15 protein-coding genes and 1 pseudogene are annotated in these 19,642 nt (G+C 71.5%); 7 read left to right on the top strand and 9 right to left on the bottom strand.

What is annotated here, in order from left to right:
- Positions 1-98: 98 nt before the first annotated feature.
- Positions 99-599, bottom strand: coding sequence for a hypothetical protein (locus AB0B89_RS24960; protein WP_358557372.1), 501 nt, complete (start codon positions 597-599; stop codon positions 99-101).
- A gap of 175 nt (positions 600-774) precedes the next feature.
- Between AB0B89_RS24960 and AB0B89_RS24955 the strand changes: the two are divergent.
- Positions 775-909: pseudogene (locus tag AB0B89_RS24955) on the top strand (transposase); the annotation flags it as partial.
- 438 nt (positions 910-1,347) lie between these two features.
- On the opposite strand, the gene AB0B89_RS24950 reads toward AB0B89_RS24955, so the two are convergent.
- From AB0B89_RS24950 to dnaK, 7 genes are all read right to left on the bottom strand, one after another.
- Positions 1,348-3,027 (bottom strand): FAD-dependent oxidoreductase, encoded by a 1,680-nt coding sequence (locus AB0B89_RS24950; RefSeq protein ID WP_358557369.1) that lies wholly within the window; start codon positions 3,025-3,027, stop codon positions 1,348-1,350.
- A gap of 143 nt (positions 3,028-3,170) precedes the next feature.
- Positions 3,171-3,605 (bottom strand): thioredoxin, encoded by a 435-nt coding sequence (trxA, locus tag AB0B89_RS24945; protein WP_358557366.1) that lies wholly within the window; start codon positions 3,603-3,605, stop codon positions 3,171-3,173.
- Positions 3,606-3,644: 39 nt separating this feature from the next.
- Positions 3,645-6,275: an ATP-dependent chaperone ClpB gene (gene clpB, locus AB0B89_RS24940; protein ID WP_358557363.1), complete on the bottom strand. Its 2,631-nt coding sequence runs from the start codon at positions 6,273-6,275 to the stop codon at positions 3,645-3,647.
- Positions 6,257-6,622 (bottom strand): chaperone modulator CbpM, encoded by a 366-nt coding sequence (locus AB0B89_RS24935; protein WP_358557360.1) that lies wholly within the window; start codon positions 6,620-6,622, stop codon positions 6,257-6,259. Before AB0B89_RS24935 ends, clpB begins: the two co-directional genes overlap by 19 nt.
- Complete coding sequence (locus AB0B89_RS24930) at positions 6,619-7,647, bottom strand: DnaJ C-terminal domain-containing protein (protein ID WP_358557357.1); 1,029 nt, start codon at positions 7,645-7,647, stop codon at positions 6,619-6,621. Before AB0B89_RS24930 ends, AB0B89_RS24935 begins: the two co-directional genes overlap by 4 nt.
- 8 nt (positions 7,648-7,655) lie before the next feature.
- Positions 7,656-8,315, bottom strand: a complete 660-nt coding sequence (locus AB0B89_RS24925) for a nucleotide exchange factor GrpE (RefSeq protein WP_358557353.1) — start codon at positions 8,313-8,315, stop codon at positions 7,656-7,658.
- Between the two features lies 1 nt (position 8,316).
- The gene (gene dnaK, locus AB0B89_RS24920) at positions 8,317-10,227 is read right to left on the bottom strand and encodes a molecular chaperone DnaK (protein WP_358557350.1); all 1,911 of its coding nucleotides are present in this window, start codon (positions 10,225-10,227) and stop codon (positions 8,317-8,319) included.
- A gap of 409 nt (positions 10,228-10,636) precedes the next feature.
- On the opposite strand from dnaK, the gene AB0B89_RS24915 reads away from it, so the two are divergent.
- A complete protein-coding gene (locus AB0B89_RS24915; protein WP_358557347.1) occupies positions 10,637-13,651 on the top strand; it encodes an AAA family ATPase in 3,015 nt (1,004 codons plus the stop codon).
- Here AB0B89_RS24915 and lysA read toward each other — a convergent pair.
- The gene (gene lysA / locus AB0B89_RS24910; RefSeq protein WP_358557344.1) at positions 13,642-14,922 is read right to left on the bottom strand and encodes a diaminopimelate decarboxylase; all 1,281 of its coding nucleotides are present in this window, start codon (positions 14,920-14,922) and stop codon (positions 13,642-13,644) included. The two genes, AB0B89_RS24915 and lysA, sit on opposite strands and share 10 nt — an antisense overlap.
- A gap of 145 nt (positions 14,923-15,067) precedes the next feature.
- Between lysA and AB0B89_RS24905 the strand changes: the two genes are divergently transcribed.
- The 5 genes from AB0B89_RS24905 to AB0B89_RS24885 all read left to right on the top strand — a co-directional run.
- Positions 15,068-15,952, top strand: a complete 885-nt coding sequence (locus AB0B89_RS24905) for an ABC transporter substrate-binding protein (protein WP_358557341.1) — start codon at positions 15,068-15,070, stop codon at positions 15,950-15,952.
- A gap of 8 nt (positions 15,953-15,960) precedes the next feature.
- Positions 15,961-16,971, top strand: coding sequence for an amino acid ABC transporter permease (locus tag AB0B89_RS24900; RefSeq protein WP_358557338.1), 1,011 nt, complete (start codon positions 15,961-15,963; stop codon positions 16,969-16,971).
- Complete coding sequence (locus AB0B89_RS24895; protein ID WP_358557335.1) at positions 16,968-17,732, top strand: amino acid ABC transporter ATP-binding protein; 765 nt, start codon at positions 16,968-16,970, stop codon at positions 17,730-17,732. Before AB0B89_RS24900 ends, AB0B89_RS24895 begins: the two co-directional genes overlap by 4 nt.
- Entirely contained in the window at positions 17,729-19,342 is a 1,614-nt protein-coding gene (locus AB0B89_RS24890; protein WP_358557332.1) for a D-aminoacylase, read from the top strand. The genes AB0B89_RS24895 and AB0B89_RS24890 overlap by 4 nt, the downstream gene beginning before the upstream one ends.
- Positions 19,339-19,642, top strand: a 304-nt coding sequence (locus tag AB0B89_RS24885; protein WP_358557329.1) for a serine hydrolase, incomplete at its 3' end; no start/stop codon positions are given. The genes AB0B89_RS24890 and AB0B89_RS24885, both read left to right, overlap by 4 nt.

Raw genomic sequence — 19,642 nt, 5'->3', positions numbered from 1 at the left:
AAGATCGCTCTCCTTTTCGTCGCTCGGATGCCTGCCCGGTCGCTTCGGGCGCGCGTGACGGCCGGATCCCCGCGGGCGGGACGAAAGGGCGGGGGAGGTTACCGGCTCACTCGGGTTTCGGTGCCCGCCAGCACGTTGCCCGGGTCGGTGGCGACCAGGACGAACGACGCCCCGGAGGGGTCGACGTACACGTTGAAGTTCGCCGAGCTGTCGCCCAGGTGGAACGACGCCTTCCCGCTGCAGTCGCTCTTGATGTTGTAGGAGAGCGTGATCGGGGTGTGGTCGTTCACCAGGGCGTCCTTCACCACGAAGGTGGCGATGCCGGTGCCGCCGCCCTTGCCGTCGAAGTAGTCGAGGCCGCCCGTGGAGATCGGGATGCTCTCGCCACTCGGGGGCACCGACGTGCCGTTGGCGCCGAAGATGTAGTGCCCCTTCAGCGTGGCGTTGCTGCACCGGATCGTCGACTTGCCGGGCGCGTCGGCGTCGGCGTTGGTGGGGGCGACGAACGTGAGGATACCCGCGGTGGCCAGGGCGCCGGCCGAGGCAAGGACGGCGATGCTCTTGCGCGGGCCGATCCTGGAGATGAGTGATCGGGACATGGGTCGCTCCACTTCTGGATGTTCGGGGGCGTCAAAGGCTCAGGCGCGCTGGACATACTGACATCGTTCACATACCGATGCTTCTTCTGCTTTGCGGTCATGGTCGTTTGTTTTCGGCCGTGATAGCCGCCACCCGGGGAAGGCGGCAGGAAGCCCGCTGAGGAGAAGGAGGGGCCACCGCTGGGTGGTCGAGCGGACCGTCTCCTGGCTGGCCGGCTGCCGACGCCTTCACCGGCGCCACGAACGCCGCGCTGACCACTTCGCGTCCTTCGTTGCCATCGCCGCTGCCCTATTTGCTACCGCCGCATGACCAAATGAGTCACGGTCTTAAGACGTTCACGCCCACCCGTCAAGCAATTGGCGGGTGATCCGTGTGCTGCCCACCCGAAAAGCCCGCCCCCGGAGACAGCAAGCCTGCCTCGCTACCCACCCATCAGGCTCACCACGAAATCACCATGGCGACAGGCTGAGAGCACAGAAAGGATTCCAACAGAAGGGAACCAGAGACGAAGAGGACCCATCCACCGCACCACGAGAGACCACGACCTGGGTGGGCAACACCCGGACCACCCGTCAACCGGGCCACGGGTGGGAACAAAACCCAACAAGCCCAACCAGGCCAGATACCCCGCAAAGAGCGGCAGCCATGGCCACCAAGCCACGAGCGCTCAGAATCCCGGCCGCTCAGAATCCAAGGCGCTCAGAGTCCCGAGCGCTCAGAGTCCCGAGCGCTCAGAGTCCAGGGCGCTCAGACGGGAGGGAGGCCGCCCGTTTCCAGGTGTTCGTGGATGAGGCGGATGGCCATGGAGCCCTCGCCGACGGCTGAGGCGACGCGTTTGATGGAGCCGCTTCGCACGTCGCCCACGGCGAAGACGCCCATCCGGCTGGTCTCCAGAGGGAACGGCCTTCCGGGCTTCTCCCACCGCTCGCCGTCGCCCCCGGCGCGTACGGCGTCCGGACCGGTGAGGATGAACCCCTTGTCGTCCAGCGCGACCTCGTCGGCGAGCCACTGCGTGTGCGGAGCGGCGCCGATGAACACGAAGATCGCGTTCGCCTCGATTCCGCGCCGCTCCCCGGTCCGGTTGTTCTCGGCGACGACGCCCTGGAGCACCTTGTCGCCGATCAGTTCCCTCACCTCGGTGTTGAGGAGGACCTGGATTCCCGGGTTGCGCTCGATCTCGTCGACGAGGTACCGGGACATGTCCCTGCCGAGGTCGCCCGACCGCACCAGGAGCCGCACGCGCGCCGCGTGCTGGGCGAGGAAGAGCGACGCCTGGCCGGCGGAGTTGCCGCCGCCCACGACGATCACGGGCTCGCGGAGGCAGAGCTGCGCCTCGAACAGGGTCGCGGCGTAGTAGATGCCCTCCCCTTCGAACTCCTCCAGGCGCGGCAGGTCGAGCCTGCGGTACCGCGCGCCCGTGGCGACGACGACCGCGTGCGCGTTGGCCACCTTGCCCTCGTCGAGGCCTATCACGTAGTACCCGTCCCGCTGGCCGAGCGAGAGGGCCTCGGCCGGCACCGAGAAATGGGCGCCGAACTTCTCCGCCTGGATGACCGCGCGATCGGCCAGCTCTCCTCCGGAGATGCCCGAAGGGAAGCCGAGGTAGTTCTCGATACGCGAGGACGTCGCCGCCTGCCCACCCGAGGCCACGGCGTCGATCACGACGGTGACGAGCCCCTCCGACGCCCCGTACACGGCGGCGGCCAGACCTGCGGGTCCCGCGCCGACGACCACGAGGTCACCGACGATCTCGCGTGCCAGCGGTACGGGCATGCCTATCCCGCGCGCCAGCTCGGCGTTGGACGGATTGCGCAGCACCCGCTCGCCGCGCAGGATCACGATCGGGGTGTCCTGCGGCGTGAAACCGAGGTGGTGGAGCAGTTCGTCGGCCTCCTTGTCCTCTTCCAGGTCGATCCACTTGTGGGGCACGCGGTTGCGGGCGGCGAACTCGCGGAGCCGCCGCGCGTCCGGCGAGTAGCGCGATCCGATGATCCGGAACCCGGCTCCCAGCTCGATCAGGATGGTACGCCGGATGAGGTAGGCGCGAAGGATCACGTCGCCCAGTTCGGGCTCCTTGGCGACCAGGGCGCGCAGCTCGTTCACGGGCACGGCGAGCACCTCGCCCGCCTCCCGGACGACGGCCCGCAGGAACCCGGCCTGCCCGGTGAGCAGCCCGAGCTCTCCGAGAAACCGGCCGCGTCCGTGGACGCCGAGCACGTGCTCCTCGTCGTCGTACCGCTCGACGATCGCGACCTTGCCGGAGAGGACGACGTAGAACGTCGGGCACGGCTCCCCCTCCCGGAAGAGGATCTCTCCTACCTGCGTCGGCCGCCGCTCGCCGCACCCTTCGAGGCGGGCGATCACCTCGTCTCTCAGACGGGGGTAGGCCCCGTAGAGATCGGGCGTCTCCTGTATCCGCTCGCTCATGCCGTTCCTCGCGTCGTAGGTCGCCTGCCTCCCCTCTGGACGGATCCGGCCGACCGAGGGCGTTCCGCTCGTACCGAGGGCGTTCCGCTCGTCCGAGGGCGATTCAGCTCGTCCGAGGGCGATTCAGCTCGTCCGAGGGCGATTCAGCTCGTCCCGAGTGCCTCCTCTGTCCAGGCGCGGAGTACGGGGCCGGGCGCGGCGCCCGCGCGCTGGGCCACGACCTGACCCTTGTTCATGATCATCAGCATGGGTACAGCCTGTATGCCGGATCGCTCGGCCACCTTGGGCGACCGGTCGACGTTCACCTTGACGAGCTTGACCTTGCCCGCGAGATCACCCGCCAGCTGTTCCAGCACCGGGGTGACCACCCGGCACGGCCCGCACCACTCGGCCCAGAAGTCGACGAGGACCGGGACGGACGCGGCCTCGACGACCTCACCGAAGTCGTCGTCGCCCGCCTCCGCGATCCACGGCAGCGGCTCGTGGCAGTTGCCGCAGCGCGGGATCCCGTCGGCCGCCGCGGGCACACGGTTCTTGTGCTCACAATTCCGGCATTTCACGATTGTCGAGATGGACATCCGCATGGCCTCCCTCACGTCAGACGACTACTTGGACCATTACGCCGCTCGCCGGCCGGCGGGGTTCTCGTACGAGACCGCGAGATGGTCGCCGACCAGGTCCACGCGGATGACCGCGCCCTCACGGACGTCCCCGGCGATCAGCGCGCGCCCGATCCGGGTCTCGACCTCGCGGGCGATGAACCGCCGCAGCGGGCGGGCGCCGTAGACCGGGTCGAAGCCCTGCTCGGCGATGAAGCGGAGCGCGGCCTCGCTGACGTCGAGGGTCATCTGGCGGTCGGCGAGCCGGACCCTGATGTCGTCGAACATCAGCGAGACGATTCGCTCGATCTCGGGCAGGGTCAGCGGCTTGAACAGCACCGTGTCGTCGATCCGGTTGAGGAACTCGGGGCGGAAGCGCGAGCGCAGCTCCGCCATGACCAGCTCGCGCGCCTCCGGCTCGATCTCGCCCGTGGACGTCACGCCGTCGAGCAGGTAGTGCGACCCGATGTTCGACGTCATGATGATCACGGTGTTGCGGAAGTCGACCGTACGGCCCTGCGCGTCGGTCAGGCGCCCGTCGTCGAGCACCTGGAGCAGGATGTTGAACACGTCCGCGTGCGCCTTCTCGATCTCGTCGAACAGCACCACCGAGTACGGCTTGCGCCGCACCGCCTCGGTGAGCTGGCCGCCCTCCTCGAAGCCGACGTATCCGGGAGGCGCGCCGACCAGCCGGCTGACCGTGTGGCGCTCCTGGTACTCGCTCATATCGACCCTGACCATGTTCTCCTCGGTGTCGAAGAGCGCCTCGGCCAGCGCCTTGGCCAGCTCCGTCTTCCCGACGCCCGTCGGGCCGAGGAAGATGAACGAGCCGATGGGCCGCCGGGGGTCCTTGATGCCCGAGCGGGCGCGGATGATCGCGTCCGCCACCGCCCGCACCGCCTCGTCCTGGCCGATGACCCGCTCGTGCAGGATCTCGTCGAGCCGCAGCAGCTTCTCCCGCTCGCCCTCCTTGAGGCGGCTGACGGGGATGCCCGTCCACCGGGACACGATCGAGGCGATCTCGTCCTCGGTGACGACCTCGCGGAGCAGCCGGTGGCCGCCCTGCTTGGATTCGAGCTGCTCCTCGGCGGCGTGGAGCTTCCTCTCCAGCTCGGGCAGTTTGCCGTGCGTCAGCTCGGCGGCACGGTTCAGGTCGTACATGCGCTCGGCCTGCTCGGCCTCGCGCCGCACGGCCTCGATCTCCTGGCGGAGCTGCTGCTCCTTCTTCAGGGCGTGCCGCTCGGCCTCCCACTGGGCGCGCATGGCGTCGGCCTCGGCCCGCAGGCCGGCCAGTTCCTTGCGGAGCGCTTGGAGCCGCTGCCCGCTCGCCGGGTCGTCCTCCTTGGCGAGCGCGGCCTCCTCGATCTCCAGCCGCATGACCCGGCGCGTGAGCTCGTCCAGCTCGGCGGGCATCGAGTCGATCTCGGTGCGCAGCATCGCGCAGGCCTCGTCCACGAGGTCGATCGCCTTGTCGGGCAGGAACCGGTCGGAGATGTAGCGGTGGCTGAGGACCACGGCGGCGACGATCGCGCTGTCCTGGATCCTCACGCCGTGGAACACCTCCAGGCGCTCACGCAGACCGCGCAGGATGGAGATGGCGTCCTCGACGGACGGCTCGTCCACGAACACCGGCTGGAACCGGCGTTCCAGGGCCGCGTCCTTCTCGATGTACCTGCGGTACTCGGCGATCGTGGTGGCGCCGATCAGGTGCAGCTCGCCGCGCGCCAGCATCGGCTTGAGCATGTTGCCCGCGTCCATGGCGCCCTCGGTGGCGCCCGCGCCGACGACGTTGTGCACCTCGTCGATGAACAGGATGATCCGTCCCTCTGAGGCCTTCACCTCGGTGAGGACCGCCTTCAGCCGCTCCTCGAACTCGCCCCGGTACTTCGCGCCCGCGATCAGGGAACCCATGTCGAGGCTGAAGATGGTCTTGTCCTTCAGTCCCTCGGGGACGTCTCCCCTGGTGATGCGCTGGGCGAGTCCCTCGACGATCGCGGTCTTGCCGACTCCGGGGTCGCCGATGAGCACGGGGTTGTTCTTGGACTTGCGGGACAGGATCTGGATGACCCGGCGGATCTCTGCGTCGCGCCCGATGACCGGGTCCAGCTTGCCGGCCCGGGCGGCGGCCACGAGGTCGAGCCCGTACTTCTCCAGGGCCTCGTAGGCGACCTCGGGGTTGGCGGAGGTCACGCGCTGGTTGCCCCGGATCTGGGTGAGCACCTCCAGCAGCCGTTCACGGGTCATCCCGTGGCCCTGGAGCAGGCGGCCGGCCGCGCTCTCGGCGCCCTCGTCCATGAGCGCGAGCAGGAGGTGCTCGACCGAGACGTAGTCGTCCTTGAGCCGCTTGGCCTCCTGATCGGCGAGGTCGAGCACGCGGGACAGACGCTGGGTGACGTACACCTGCCCGGGGGAGGCGCCGGGACCGCTGACCTTGGGACGCCGTTCAAGCTCGGCCTCCAGCTCCAGGCGTAGCTTGTCCGGGTCGCCGCCCGCCGCGGACAGCAGGCGGGGCACGAGCCCTTCGGGCTGTTCGAGCAGCGCCAGCAGCAGGTGCTCGCCGTCGACCTCGGTGTGCCCGTACCGGATGGCCTTGGTCTGCGCGTCGTGCAGGGCTTCCTGCGATCTCTGGGTCAGTCGGTTCGGGTCCACGATGAGACTCCCGTAGGTCGTGAGCGGGTACGCAGAGCCGACTCCAGCTCCGCGATACGGTCGAGCAGGTCGATCACCACGCCGAGCGACGCGTAGTTGAGCGCGAGGCCGGCGTGCAGGCGCTCGATCCGGCCGAGCAGGACGAGCTGCGAGGGCGGGAACCTCATGTCGTCCCCGCTCTCCGCCACGGGGTCGAGGAGCCCGAGGGCGACCAGCCGGCGCACCTGGTCGGGGTGGAGCCCTCCGGCACGCGCGAACGACTCCAGGCCGATGCCCGGCATCCGTACCAGAGCCGTCGTGGACCTCTGCGCGCCTTCGGCGCGCGGCCCGGCCCGGCGAGAGTTCATCGCGTCGACCTCCTCGGGTTGAAGTCGGAGACCGCCGCCAGCCGCTCGAACAGGTTCCGCTCCTCGCCGGTCAGACTGGGCGGCACCATGATCTGGGCCTCGGCGTACAGGTCGCCGGGCTGGCCCTTCGGGTTCGGCAACCCCCGCCCGCGCAGGCGCAGCCGGCGGCCGGTGGAGGTCCCCGGCGGCACCTTCAGCTTGGCCTCACCGCCGGGCGTGTCGAAGGCGACGGTCGCCCCGAGCGTCCCCTCCCACGGGGTCAGCGGCAGCGGCACGTAGATGTCGCGCCCCTCGACGCGGTAGCGGGGATCGGAGATCCGGACGACCAGGTACAGGTCCCCGGCCCTGCCGCCGTCGGCGCCGTGGCCGCCCTGGCCGGCGAGCCTGACGCGCCGGCCGTCCGTCACCCCGGGAGGGATCGTGACCTGGAGGGTGCGCGGCCCGTCCGGCCCCTGGAGGGTGATCGTGCGGCGCCCGCCGTGGTAGGCGTCGTCGACCGTGAGGGTGATCTCGGCCTCATGGTCGGCGCCGGGGACCGGCCCCCAGCGGCGTCCGCCTCCCCATGCCCCTCCTTGGGCCCCTCCTTGGCTCCCTCCTTGGGCCCCTCCGCCGAACATGCCGCCGAAGAGGTCTTCGAGGTCGACGTCCACGCCCTCGTCGGAGGTGAAGCGGAACCCCTGGCCCTGCCCGGCCGTACGGCCGCCGCCCGCGCGTCCCCAGCCTCCGCCTGCGCCCCAGCCCGCTCCGGCCCCGGCCCTCGCCCGCGACCTGGACCAGGCCTCCGGGTCGACGTCCTCGGGCACCGACCGCCAGTCGGCCCCGAACGCGTCGTACCGCCGCCGCTTGCCGGGGTCGGACAGCACGTCGTAGGCCTCGGAGACGTCCTTGAACTTCTCCTCGGCGCCGGGGTCCTTGTTCACGTCGGGGTGGTAGGCGCGGGCGAGCTTGCGGTAGGCACGCTGGATCTCGTCCTGGCTCGCCGTCCTCGGCACCCCCAGGACCTGGTAGTGGTCGCGCGCCGCCATCGCTCGCCTCACTCCGGCTTCGTGGAGACGACCGACTCCGGCTTCGTGGAGACGACCGCCGCGGCCGGGCGGAGCTGCCGCTCGCCGTCGCCGTAGCCGGGCCGTACGACCTCGACCACCGTCCCCGGCGGGAGGTCCGGATCCGCCACCGTGCTCACGGCTTCGTGGCGGCTCGGGTCGAACGGCACCCCGGCCTCGTCGTGGCGTGGGAACCCGAGCCGGGCGAGCAGCGCCACGGCCTGGTCACGCACCGCGCGCACGCCCTCGATGACGGCGTCCGGGTCGGCGCCGGCGTGCCGGAGGGCGAGGTCCAGGTTGTCGACGATCGGCAGCCACTCCCTCATCAGGCGGGCCCGCTCCTCGGCACGGATCCGCTCGGCATCCCTGGCTATGCGCTTGCGCAGGTTGTCCAGCTCGGCGGCGGACCTCAGCCAGCGGTCCTCCAGTTCGGCGATCTTCGCGTCCATGTCCGCGACGGCCGATTCGCCGGAGGGCGCCTCTGTGGCGGATGCCTCTGTCGCGGGCACCTCCCCTGTCGCGGGTGCCTCGGTCGCGGGCACGCCGAAGCCGGCGTCGAGGCCGGTGCCCCCGGCGGACGCGCCCGCCGGCGGCCGGCCCCCGCCGGGAGGACCCGCGCCCGGAGGCGTCTCGTCGTGGTGGCCGGCCATGTCAGTCCGATGTGGTGAACTCGGCGTCGATGACGTCGTCGTCACCGCCGCTGGACGGACCCTGCTTGGCGGACGTCTCGGCGCTTCCCGCCTCCGCGCCCTGGGGCTCGCCCTGCGGCGCGTGGACCGCGCTGAGGCTGTGGTAGATCTGCTGCAGCTCCGAGCTGAGGTCGCGCAGCCGCTCGACGGGCGCCTCCTCCTTGATCGCCTGGCGTGCGTCGGCGACGAGCTGCTCCGCGCGTGCCTTCTCGTGTACGGGCACCGTGTCCCCGAGCTCGGCCAGCCGACGTTCGACCTGGTAGGCCACCGAGTCCAGCGCGTTCCTCGCGTCGATCGCCTCGCGGACCCTGGCGTCCTCGCTGCGGTGTTGCTCGGCGTCCTGGACCATCCGGTCGATCTCGCCCTTGTCGAGGTTGGAGCTCTCGCTGATCGTGATGCGCTGCTCGGCGCCGGTGTCCTTGTCCTTGGCCGTGACGTTGAGGATGCCGTTGGCGTCGACGTCGAAGGTGACCTCGACCTGGGGGACTCCGCGGGGCGCCGGGCGGATGTTCTCCAGCCGGAACCGGCCGAGTGCCCGGTTGTCCGCCGCGCGCTCGCGCTCGCCCTGGAGGACCACCACGTCCACGGCGCTCTGGTTGTCCTCCGCGGTGCTGAATGTCTCCGTACGGCGTGCGGGGATGGTCGTGTTCCGGTCGAGGACCTTGGTCATCACGCCGCCCAGCGTCTCGATGCCGAGCGACAGGGGCGTGACGTCGAGCAGGAGGACGTCCTTGACCTCGCCCTTCAGTACTCCGGCCTGGACGGCCGCGCCGTCGGCCACGACCTCGTCCGGGTTGACCGTCATGTTCGGTTCCTTGCCGCCGGTGAGGCGGCGCACCAGGGCCTGCACGGCGGGGATGCGCGTGGAACCGCCGACCAGGATGACCTCGTCGAGGTCGTCGGCCGTCAGCTTGGCGTCCTGGATGGCCTGCTTGACCGGTCCCATGGTGCGTTCGATGAGGTCGTGGGTGATCTCCTCGAACGTGGAGCGCATGAGGGTGGTGTTCAGGTGCTTCGGGCCGTTGGCGTCCGCGGTGACGAACGGCAGGCTGATGGTCGTCTGGGTGACCGACGAGAGCTCCACCTTGGCCTTCTCGGCGGCCTCGAACAGCCGCTGGAGCGCCTGCGGGTCGCGCCGGAGGTCGATGCCCTCCTGCCTCTGGAACTCGTCGGCCAGGTGGTCGACGATGCGGCGGTCGAAGTCGTCGCCGCCCAGGTGGGTGTCGCCCGCGGTGGAGCGGACCTCGATCACGCCCTCGCCGATGTCGAGGATGCTGACGTCGAAGGTGCCGCCGCCGAGGTCGAAGACCAGGACGGTCTCGCTGCCCTTCTTGTCCAGGCCGTAGGCGAGGGCGGCCGCCGTCGGCTCGTTGATGATCCGCATGACCTCCAGGCCCGCGATCTTGCCGGCGTCCCTGGTGGCGTGGCGCTGGGCGTCGTTGAAGTAGGCGGGCACCGTGATGACCGCCTCGGTGATCTTCTCTCCCAGGAACTTCGCCGCGTCGCCGACCAGCTTGCGGAGGATCAGGGCGGAGATCTCCTCCGGCGCGTAGAGCTTGTCCCTCACCTTGAACCGGACCGCGTCGTCGGGGCCCGGCACGACGTCGAAGGACACGGCGTTGATCTCGCTCTGGACCTCGTCGTAGCGGCGCCCGATGAACCGCTTGACGGAATAGATCGTGCCCTTGGGGTTGAGGATGGCCTGCCGCCGGGCGAGCTGGCCCACCAGGCGTTCACCGGTGTCCGTGAACGCGACCACCGAGGGCGTGGTCCGCTGCCCCTCGGCGTTGGGAATGACGACCGGCTGGCCGTCTTCCGTCGTCGCGATGACGGAGTTGGTCGTGCCGAGATCGATCCCGACTGCCTTCGCCATTTCTACCTCCCCTGGCGGCGTGCGCACTGGCACAGCGAGACGCGCGCCCGCCCCGGCACCGCGTGCCGCCACGTGCGCCCACACCTTGACCCTCGCCAGTGGAGAAGAGCCCCACATCCTCCAACCTGCTAGTCGTTGAGGTGCCCGGACCCGGCGCTCACGCCCGGCGCGGGCCGGGGAACCGGCGAGAACCCGATCGCGGGAGCCGAGCAGGCGGCGCGCGGACGCCGATGTCTATCCGAATTGAGGATGCCTCCCCGTTCGAGAAGCCGTTCCCGGGCCATGTGTACTGTGGTCAAAGGCAGGTGACCCGGTGAGGAACGCGGCCGGCCACCGGTTGAGCGGGGTCGCTCACCCCGGCGGGTCTAAGGACCCGCGCCGAGGACGGCACCCCGTCACAGGGGGAGACATGCGTGGACGCGAGCCCGAATGGCACACCTTCATCCACCTCCTGAGAGCGGCCGGAGACGGCCGAGGGGGGACGCTGCTCGTCGAGGGCGAGCCCGGGACGGGCAAGAGCCTGCTGCTGGCCGAGGCCGCCGCCCATGCCTCCCGGCAGGGGTTCCTCCCGGTGACGGGCGGGTCGGAGGAGCTGGAGGAGGTCATCCCGCTGGCCCCGCTGTTCATGGCCCTGGACGAGCCGCCCGCCCACGCCTCCCGCAACGAGGAGCTGGACCCCCGCGTCCAGGTGGTGGAGCAGCTACGGGTGCGACTGAAGAGCTGCACGGCCACCTGTCCCGTGCTGGTCGGCCTGGACGATCTCCAGTGGGCCGATCCCGCGACGCTCGCGGCGCTGCGGACGCTCCACTGGGAGCTGATCGCCGAACCGGTCGTGTGGCTGCTGGCCCGCCGCACCGTCACGGGCCCGTCGCCGGCCCTGAGCCTCCCAGGGCCGTCCCGGACCCGCGGAGCCTCGTGGACCCCGGAAGCCTCGCGGACCCCGGGAGCCTCGCAGACGCCGGGAGCCTTGTGGACGCCGGGAGCCTCGCAGACGCCGGGAGCCTTGTGGACGCCGGGATCTCGCAGGACGTCCGGACCCGGCACGGCACGCGACGACGAGGCCGAGCGCCTGTTCCGCTGCCTCGAAAAGCACGGGGCGATCCGCGTCGAGCTCGGGCCGCTCCCGGACGACATCGTGGCCGAGGTGGCCGCCGACGTCCTCGGCGCCGTACCGCAACCGGACCTCCTCGCCCTCGCCGCGGGCGCCGGCGGCAACCCCTTCCTTCTCACCGAACTCCTCTCCGGCCTGCGCGAGGAGGGCTCCGTCGAGGTGGCGGGAGGCCGGACCCGCCTGCTCTCGGCCAAGGCCCCCGAACGGGTCCACGCCCTCGTACGGCACCTGCTCGACGGCCTGAGCCGTGACACGCGGCAGCTCGTGGAGGCGGCCGCCGTGCTCGGCCGGTCCTTCTCACCCGAGGACGCCGCCGAGCTGGTCGGGACGTCCCCGGCCGCGCTGCTCCCCGCCTTCGAAGAGGCCATGGACGCCGGGATCCTCGTGACCACGCAGGAGGCGCTGGAGTTCCGGCACGAGCTGGTCTGGCAGGCCGTCGTCGCCGCCCTGCACCCTCCCGTGCGCCACGCGCTGCACCACCAGATCGGCAAGATCCTCCTCGACCGGGGCGGTTCGCCCATACGTGCCGCCGGCCACCTGATCGAGGGCACCCGGCCCGGCGACGCGCGTACCCTGATCGGCCTCGACCAGGCCGTCGCCGAAGTCCTGGCCTGCTCCCCCTGCGCCGCCGCGGACCTCGCCGTACAGGCCGTCGAGCTCAGCGACCTCTCCGACCCGAGCAGGTTCGCCCGGGTCGTCACCGCCATCGAGGCCACCACCGAGGCGGGACGCCTCGACGACGCGGGGAGGCTCGTGCGTTCGGCGCTGGCCCGGCCGGTGTCGCCTCAGGCCGCCGCCGAGCTGCGCTGCGCGCTCTCTGGCCTGCTGTTCATGAACGGCCGGGCCGCGGAGGCCGTCGCGGAGGCGCGTGCCGCGCTCGCGGAGCCGGGCCTGCCCTGCCACCTACGCGACCGCGCCACCCTCGCCCTGCTGTACGGCCTCGCCGGGCTGCCCGACGGCCGGCGGGCCGCCGAGGAGGCCGAGGCGGTCCTGACGGCGGCCGACCGCCACGGGGAGGCGGTGGTCGTCGGCGCGATGGTGGTCCTGGCGACGGCCCGATGGAACTCCGGGCGGCTCGCCGACGGGCTCCAGCTCGCGCGCGAAGCCGTGCGGCGGGCGCAGGGCGGCTCGGTGGCGGTGCGCCGCACCCATCCGCGCCTGGCCCTGGCGTCGATGCTGACCGACATACGGCGGCTCGACGAGGCGGAGATCGCCGTCAGGGAGGCCGGGGAAGAGGTGGAGGCGCTCGGCCACAGCGCATGGGCCTCCGCCCCCGCCGTGCTCCGCGCGCGGGCCGAGCTCGTGGCCGGGCGGCTGGACGACGCCGTGGCGGACGCCCAGGATGGTCTCGACCTGGCGGGAAGCCTCGGCACTCACCTGTTCAGCTCGCTGGCGGCCTCCGTGCTGAGCACCGTGGCGCTGCGGCGCGGAGACCTGCGAACCGCCGCCCAGCACGTCGAGGCCGACCGCGACCGGCTGACCCGCCATGCCGCCCAGCACGTCGAGGCCGACTACGACCGACTTTCCCCCCACGCCGCCCCCGCCGCTCCCGGGTGGTGCGCGATGCCCGCCGCCCGGGTCGCCGAGGCGCGCGACGGCCCTGTGGAGGCGATGAAGCTGGTCGGGGGCCTGTATCCCGCGCTTCGGGAGCACTGCCGGGTCCTCGTGGACGACCCGGCCTGCGCCCCCTGGCTGGTCCGCGTCGCCCTCGCCGCAGGCGACCGCGCCAGCGCCGTGCTGGCGGTCACGGCCGCCGAGAGCCTCGCGGGCGGCAACCCGGGTTTCCGTACGGTCCGCGCCGCCGCCACGCACGCGCGCGCGCTGCTCGAAGGGGACGCCGAAGCGCTGGACCTGGCCGCCAAGGAGGGGACGGACGCGTGGGCGCGCGCCTCGGCCGCCGAGGACCTCGGCGTGGTCCTGGCCGCCTCGGGCGACCGCCAGGAGGCGGTCCGGAGTCTTGACCAGGCGCTCGCCGGCTACGAGGAGACCGGTTCGGCCAGGGACGCCGCCCGCCTGCGCCGCAGGCTGCGCAGGATGGGCGTACGGCACCGGCACTGGGCGACCGCCGAGCGGCCGATCTCCGGCTGGGCCAGCCTGACCGACACCGAGTGCGCGGTCTCGCTCCTGGTCACCCAGGGTTGGACCAACCGCCAGGTCGCCGACCAGATGTTCATCAGCGCGCACACGGTCGCGTTCCACCTGCGCCAGATCTTCCGCAAGCTGGGGATCGCCTCCCGCGTCGAGCTGACGCGCCTGGCCGTCGAGCAGCGCCGCGACCTGGAACACCCCTCACGGGCGAAGGGTCACGGGTAGAGGCGCAGCAGGTCCTCTTCGGTCTCGCGGCGGACGATCACGCGGGCCGAGCCCTCGTTCACGGCGATCACGGGCGGTCGGGTGACGTGGTTGTAATTGCTCGCCATCGCCCGCTGGTACGCCCCGGAGGCCGGGATCGCCAGCAGGTCGCCAGGGCGCAGGTCCGAGGGCAGCGGAAGGTCGCGGATCAGCACGTCACCGCTCTCGCAGTGCCTGCCCACGACCGTCACCACACGAGGCGGGGCGTCGGAGCGGCGGGAGGCCAGGGTGGCCGTGTAGGCCGCGCCGTACATCGCCGGGCGCGGGTTGTCGCTCATCCCGCCGTCCACGCTGACGTACGTCCTCACGCCCGGGATCTCCTTGACCGTGCCCACCTCGTACAGCGCGACCGTGGTCGGCCCGGCGATCGAGCGGCCGGGTTCCACCGCCGGCCGTACGTGGCCGGGGAGCGCCGCGCGCAGGGCCGCCACCACGTCGGCGGGCCGGGGCGGGACCGGGTCGCCCGGACGGTGGGCGATGCCGAGGCCCCCGCCGAGGTCGAGCTTGGGGATCGAGACGCCGTGCTCCACCTCGCAGGCCAGGAGGAACCCGGCCATCCGGCGGGCGGCGAGCGCGAACCCGTCGAGGTCGGTGATCTGCGAGCCGATGTGGGAGTGCAGCCCGGCGAGCTCCAGCGAGGGCTCCGCCAGCACCCGCCTGACCGCCTCCGCCGCCAGGCCGGCGTTGAGGGAGAACCCGAACTTGGAGTCGTCGCCGCCGGTGGCGATGAACTCGTGGGTATGGGCGTTCACGCCGGGGGTGACGCGGACCATCACGCTCTGCCGCACACCCGCCTCGGTGGCGACGGCGGCCAGCCGCTCGATCTCGGTGAACGAATCGACCACGACGCACCCGACGCCCCATGCGACGGCGGCGCGCAACTCGGCGACCGACTTGTTGTTGCCGTGGAACACCACGCGCGCGGGCGCGATGCCGCCCGCCCGCGCCACGGCGAGCTCTCCCCCAGTACACACGTCGAGGCACAGGCCGAGCCGGTCGAGCCAGCGGACGATCTCGGGGCACAGGAACGCCTTGCCGCCGTAGTGGACCTCACCGCCGGGGAGCGCGTCCCGCCATTCGGCGCACCGGGCTTCGAACTCCGCCTGGTCGACGACGTAGGCGGGGGTCCCGAACTCGGCGGCCAGCTCGCGCGCGCCGACCCCGCCGATGGTCAGTTGCTCTCCGGCCCAGGCCGCCGTACGGGGCCACACATCGTCGATCACCAGTGTCATGGGCTCCGACGCTAGAACGCCGGACGGCTCGCCGGGGGTGAGCATCGAAGACTTCGAGGCTGAGGCTCGCAAGCATTCACGACTGTTGGGACCGAGACCTCCCGTCGCCAGCATATGGTCAGGCACCAGCAAAGTAGGAGATTCCATGACAAAGCGCCTATATGTGGCCATTGCCGCCACGCTGGCTCTCACAGCGGTCGCCGGCGGCTGCGGGCGTTCGTCGTCGGGGGCCGAGACGGGCAAGAGCACGACCGCCGCCCAGGCCAAGACGGCCAAGGACCTGGTGCCTGAGGCGCTGCGCACGTCCGGGGAGCTGCGGGTGGCCACCTCCGAGGGGTACCCGCCGATGGAGATGTACAAGGAGGGCACCCAGGAGTTGACCGGTGTCGACCCCGACCTCGCGGCGGCGGTCGCCACCAAGCTCGGGCTGAAGGTCAAGGTCACGAACGCGGCGTTCGACGGCCTGATCCCCGGCCTGCAGGGCAAGCGGTGGGACCTCGTGATGTCCTCGCTGAGCGACACCGAGCAGCGCCGCGCCGCCGTGAACTTCGTCGACTACTTCAACGCCGGTGGCGCGATCATGGTCAAGAAGGGCAACCCCGAGGGGATCACGACCCTCGACGACCTCTGCGGGAAGACCGTCGTGCTCGCCAAGGGCAGCTCGAACCTCGAGATCGGGCAGAGGCAGAACGACAAGTGCGCCGAGAAGATGCGGATCATGCAGAGCGAGGACGCCCCGACGGGCCTGCTCAGCATCGACTCCGGCCGCGCGGTCGCCACGATCGTCGACTCCCCCGTGGCGGCGATGTACGCCAAGGAGACCGGCAAGTACGACGTGCTCTCCGAGCAGTACGACGCCGGGCCGTGGGGCATCGCGATCGACAAGCGTGACGAGGGCCTGCGGGACGCCGTGGCCAAGGCCATGGAGGAACTCCTGGCCGACGGCGGCTACAAGGCGATCCTCGACCAGTACGGGGTGAGCGCCAACGCCGTTCCCCAGGTGCTCGTCAACACCAAGCCATGGCAGTGAGCCCATCCTTGGACTCCACACCGGACTCCGCGCCGAACTCCGCAGCGGGCTCCGGACCGGACTCCGGACCGGACTCCGGACCGGACTCCGGGCACGGGCCGCATCGCGGCCCCGGGCTCGCGGCGCGAAGCGGCGAGCTTCCGATCAGGGCGGTCCATCCGCCGCGCCCCGGCCGGTGGATCATGGCGGCGCTGGCCGCGCTGTTCCTGGTCTGGCTGGCCTACACGATCATCGTCAACGAGAACCTGCACTGGGACGTCATCGCGTCCTTCCTCGTGGACGGCAGGATCCTCGGCGGCCTGTGGGTGACGATCCAGCTCACCGTGCTGTCGATGGCCATCGGACTGGCGCTGGGCGTGCTCGCCGCGGTGATGCAGCTGTCCGGCAGCCCGGTGCTGCGCGGGGCATCCGCGCTCTACACCTGGTTCTTCCGCGGCACGCCGCTGCTGGTCCAGCTGATCTTCTGGTTCAACATCGGCCTGGTCTTCCCGGCGTTCAGCATCGGCATCCCCTTCGACGGGCCCAAACTGATCGAGTGGCAGGCCAACGAGCTGATCACCCCGTTCACGGCCGCGCTGCTCGGCCTGGCGATCAACGAGGGCGCGTACATGGCCGAGATCGTGCGGGCGGGCATCCGCTCGGTCGACCCCGGCCAGCGTGAGGCGGCCGAGTCGCTCGGCATGTCCCACCGCCAGGTGCTCCGCCGGGTCGTCCTGCCCCAGGCCATGCGCGTGATCATCCCGCCGACCGGGAACCAGTTCATCTCCATGCTCAAGACGACCTCGATGGTGTCGGTCATCGCCGGCGCCGAGCTGCTGACCGTGGCCCAGCGCATCTACCTCGGCACCTTCGAGGTCATCGCGATGCTCGTGGTGGCCTCGATCTGGTACGTCGTGCTCACCACGCTGGCCAGCATCGGCCAGCACTTCATCGAGAAGCGGTTCGAACGCGGCCACCACACGATGCCGGGGAGGGTCCGCCGCAACCTGCGGCCGTTCGCGAGGGGCGGGGTGTCATGACCGGGCCCATGGTGAGGATCCGCTCGGTGCGCAAGAACTTCGGATCGCTGGAAGTGCTGAAGGGCATCAGCCTGGACGTTCCGGCGGGCGGGGTCGTGTGCGTCGTCGGCCCGTCCGGCTCAGGCAAGTCGACCCTGCTGCGCTGCGTGAACCGCCTGGAGACCATCGACGCGGGGCGCATCTGGGTCGACGGCGAGCTGATCGGCTACCACGAGCAGGGCGAACGCCTCCACCTGCTCCGCCCGGCCGAGCTGTCCCGGCAGCGGCAGGGCATCGGCATGGTCTTCCAGCGCTTCCACCTCTTCCCGCACCGCACGGCGCTGGAGAACGTCATGGAAGGGCCGGTCACGGTCAAGGGCGTCTCGAAGGCGGAGGCGCGGCGGGCGGCCGTCGAGCTGCTGGAGCGGGTGGGGCTCGCCGACCGGGCGCACCACTACCCCGCGCAGCTCAGCGGGGGCCAGCAGCAGCGGGTGGCCATCGCCCGCAGCCTGGCCATGGACCCCAAACTGATGCTGTTCGACGAGCCCACCAGCGCGCTCGACCCCGAGCTGGTCCAGGAGGTGCTCGCGGTCATGCGCGACCTCGCCGCCAGCGGCATGACCATGATGGTGGTCACTCACGAGATGGGATTCGCCCGCGAGGTCGGCGACCACCTCGTATTCATCGACGACGGCATGATCGTCGAGGAGGGCGACCCCCGGAAGGTCCTCGCCGACCCGCGCCACGAGCGCTTCCGCGCCTTCCTCGGACAGGTCCTGTGAGCGGCACGGGCCCGAGGCGCTTCGACCTGCTGGTCCGCGGTGGCCTCGTGGTCGACGGCACGGGGGCGCCGGGACGTATGGCCGACGTCGGCGTGGCGGAGGGACGGATCACCGTGCTGCCGCCGGGCCGTCCCGTGGAGGCGCGGGAGGTGCTCGACGCGGGCGGGACGGCCGTCGCGCCCGGCTTCGTCGACGTGCACACCCACTCGGACGGCGTCGCCCTGATCGGCGCGGACGGTGACCGTTCGCTCCTGTGGGCGTCGGTGCTCCAGGGGGTGACCACCGAGATCTGCGGGAACTGCGGCTCCAGCCTCTTCCCGGCCCTCCCCGAGCGGCTGGAGGAACTGCGTGGGGAGACCCGGATCAGCTTCGGCGGCGAGGTCGGGATATTTCGGGACTTCGCGGGGTTCGCCGCGCGGCATTCCGCGCTGCCCAGGGCCAACCACCTCGCCTCCCTCGTCGGGCACGGCACCCTCCGCGCCGGCGTGATGGGCCATGTCGACCGTCCCGCGACGCCCTCTGAGCTCGGCGCCATGTGCTCGCTGCTCGATCTGTCGCTCTCCCAGGGGGCCGCCGGCCTCTCGACCGGGCTCATCTACACCCCCGGCACGTACGCGGGCACCGACGAGGTCGTCGCGCTCGCCGCCGTCGCGGCCCGCCACGGCAAGCCGTACGTCACGCACCTGCGCGACGAGATGTCCCGGGTGGAGGAGGCGCTGGAGGAGGCCGTCGAGATCGCCCGCCGGAGCGGGGCGGCGCTGCACGTCTCCCACCACAAGACCGCGGGCAAGTACGCCTGGGGCCGCACCTCGCGCACCCTGCCCCGCATCGCCGGGCTGCGCGCCGGGGGCATGGACATCACCTGCGACGTCTACCCGTACACGGCGGGCAGCACGGCCCTGGCCGCGATGCTCCCGCCCTGGGCCAACGACGGCGGCTTCGCTGCCCTGGCGATGCGGCTGGCGGATCCCGCCGAGCGCGATCGCATGCGGCGGGCCATCGCGGAAGGCGTCCCCGGCTGGGAGAACACGGTCGGCAACGGCGGCTGGGACCGCGTCTCGATCGCCTGCGCGCCGCGCCACCCCGAGGTCGAGGGCCGTACGGTCGCGGAGCTGGCCGAGTCCAGGCACGCCGACCCGGTGGACGTCGCCGCCGACCTTCTGATCGCCGAGGACGGCGAGTTGACGATCATCAGCCACTCGATGGTCGAGGAGGACGTGCGGCGGGTGCTGGCCTCGCCGTACGCCATGATCGGCTCAGACGGCGTGCCGAAGCCGGGCGGGCGCCCGCACCCCCGCTGGGCGGGCACCTACCCGAGGGTGCTCGGGCACTACGGCCGCGACGTCGGCCTGCTCACGCTGGAGGCGGCGGTGCACAAGATGACCGGCATGGCCGCCGCCCGCTTCGGACTCGCCGGTCGCGGGGTGATCCGTGACGGCGCCCATGCCGACCTCGTAGTATTCGACCCCGCCACCGTGGCCGACCGCGCCACCTTCAGCGAGCCGCTCCTGCCTCCCGCCGGGATCGGAGCCGTGATCGTCGGCGGGCAGATCGTGGTCAGGGACGGCACCCCGACCACCGCCCGCCCGGGAACGGTGCTCGCCACATGATCGACCTGGACTCCCTGGGAGACGAGTGCCCGGGGACGCTCGCCGTCTCCGTGCCCGGCCTGCTCGCCCTGAACGAGGACGTGGAGCTTCCGCTGGCCAGCGCCGGGAAGCTCCTGCTGCTCGCCGAGGTCGCCCGGAGCGTCGCCGCGGGGTCCCTCGACCCCGCCGAGCCGGTGACGCTGCTGGACGAGGACTACCGAGGTGGGTCGGGCCTGCTGGTCGGACTGTCGGCCCGCCGCTGGACCGTGGCCGACCTCGCCCTGCTCACGGCGGCGGTGAGCGACAACACGGCGACCAACG

The organism is Sphaerisporangium sp. NPDC049002 (genome assembly GCF_040649355.1).
Lineage (GTDB): Bacteria > Actinomycetota > Actinomycetes > Streptosporangiales > Streptosporangiaceae > Sphaerisporangium.
Note: the sequence above shows the minus strand (reverse complement) of the source record. Positions and strands in the feature narration are given on the sequence as shown.

Excerpts from the sequence above, each read along its gene's own strand:
- AB0B89_RS24915 (WP_358557347.1), top strand. The coding sequence starts at position 10,637 with ATGCGTGGACGCGAGCCCGAATGGCACACCTTCATCCACCTCCTGAGA.
- AB0B89_RS24935 (WP_358557360.1), bottom strand. The coding sequence starts at position 6,622 with ATGAACTCTCGCCGGGCCGGGCCGCGCGCCGAAGGCGCGCAGAGGTCC.
- AB0B89_RS24930 (WP_358557357.1), bottom strand. The coding sequence starts at position 7,647 with ATGGCGGCGCGCGACCACTACCAGGTCCTGGGGGTGCCGAGGACGGCG.
- lysA (WP_358557344.1), bottom strand. The coding sequence starts at position 14,922 with ATGACACTGGTGATCGACGATGTGTGGCCCCGTACGGCGGCCTGGGCC.
- AB0B89_RS24905 (WP_358557341.1), top strand. The coding sequence starts at position 15,068 with ATGACAAAGCGCCTATATGTGGCCATTGCCGCCACGCTGGCTCTCACA.
- trxA (WP_358557366.1), bottom strand. The coding sequence starts at position 3,605 with ATGTCCATCTCGACAATCGTGAAATGCCGGAATTGTGAGCACAAGAAC.
- AB0B89_RS24960 (WP_358557372.1), bottom strand. The coding sequence starts at position 599 with ATGTCCCGATCACTCATCTCCAGGATCGGCCCGCGCAAGAGCATCGCC.
- AB0B89_RS24895 (WP_358557335.1), top strand. The coding sequence starts at position 16,968 with ATGACCGGGCCCATGGTGAGGATCCGCTCGGTGCGCAAGAACTTCGGA.
- AB0B89_RS24925 (WP_358557353.1), bottom strand. The coding sequence starts at position 8,315 with ATGGCCGGCCACCACGACGAGACGCCTCCGGGCGCGGGTCCTCCCGGC.
- dnaK (WP_358557350.1), bottom strand. The coding sequence starts at position 10,227 with ATGGCGAAGGCAGTCGGGATCGATCTCGGCACGACCAACTCCGTCATC.
- AB0B89_RS24950 (WP_358557369.1), bottom strand. The coding sequence starts at position 3,027 with ATGAGCGAGCGGATACAGGAGACGCCCGATCTCTACGGGGCCTACCCC.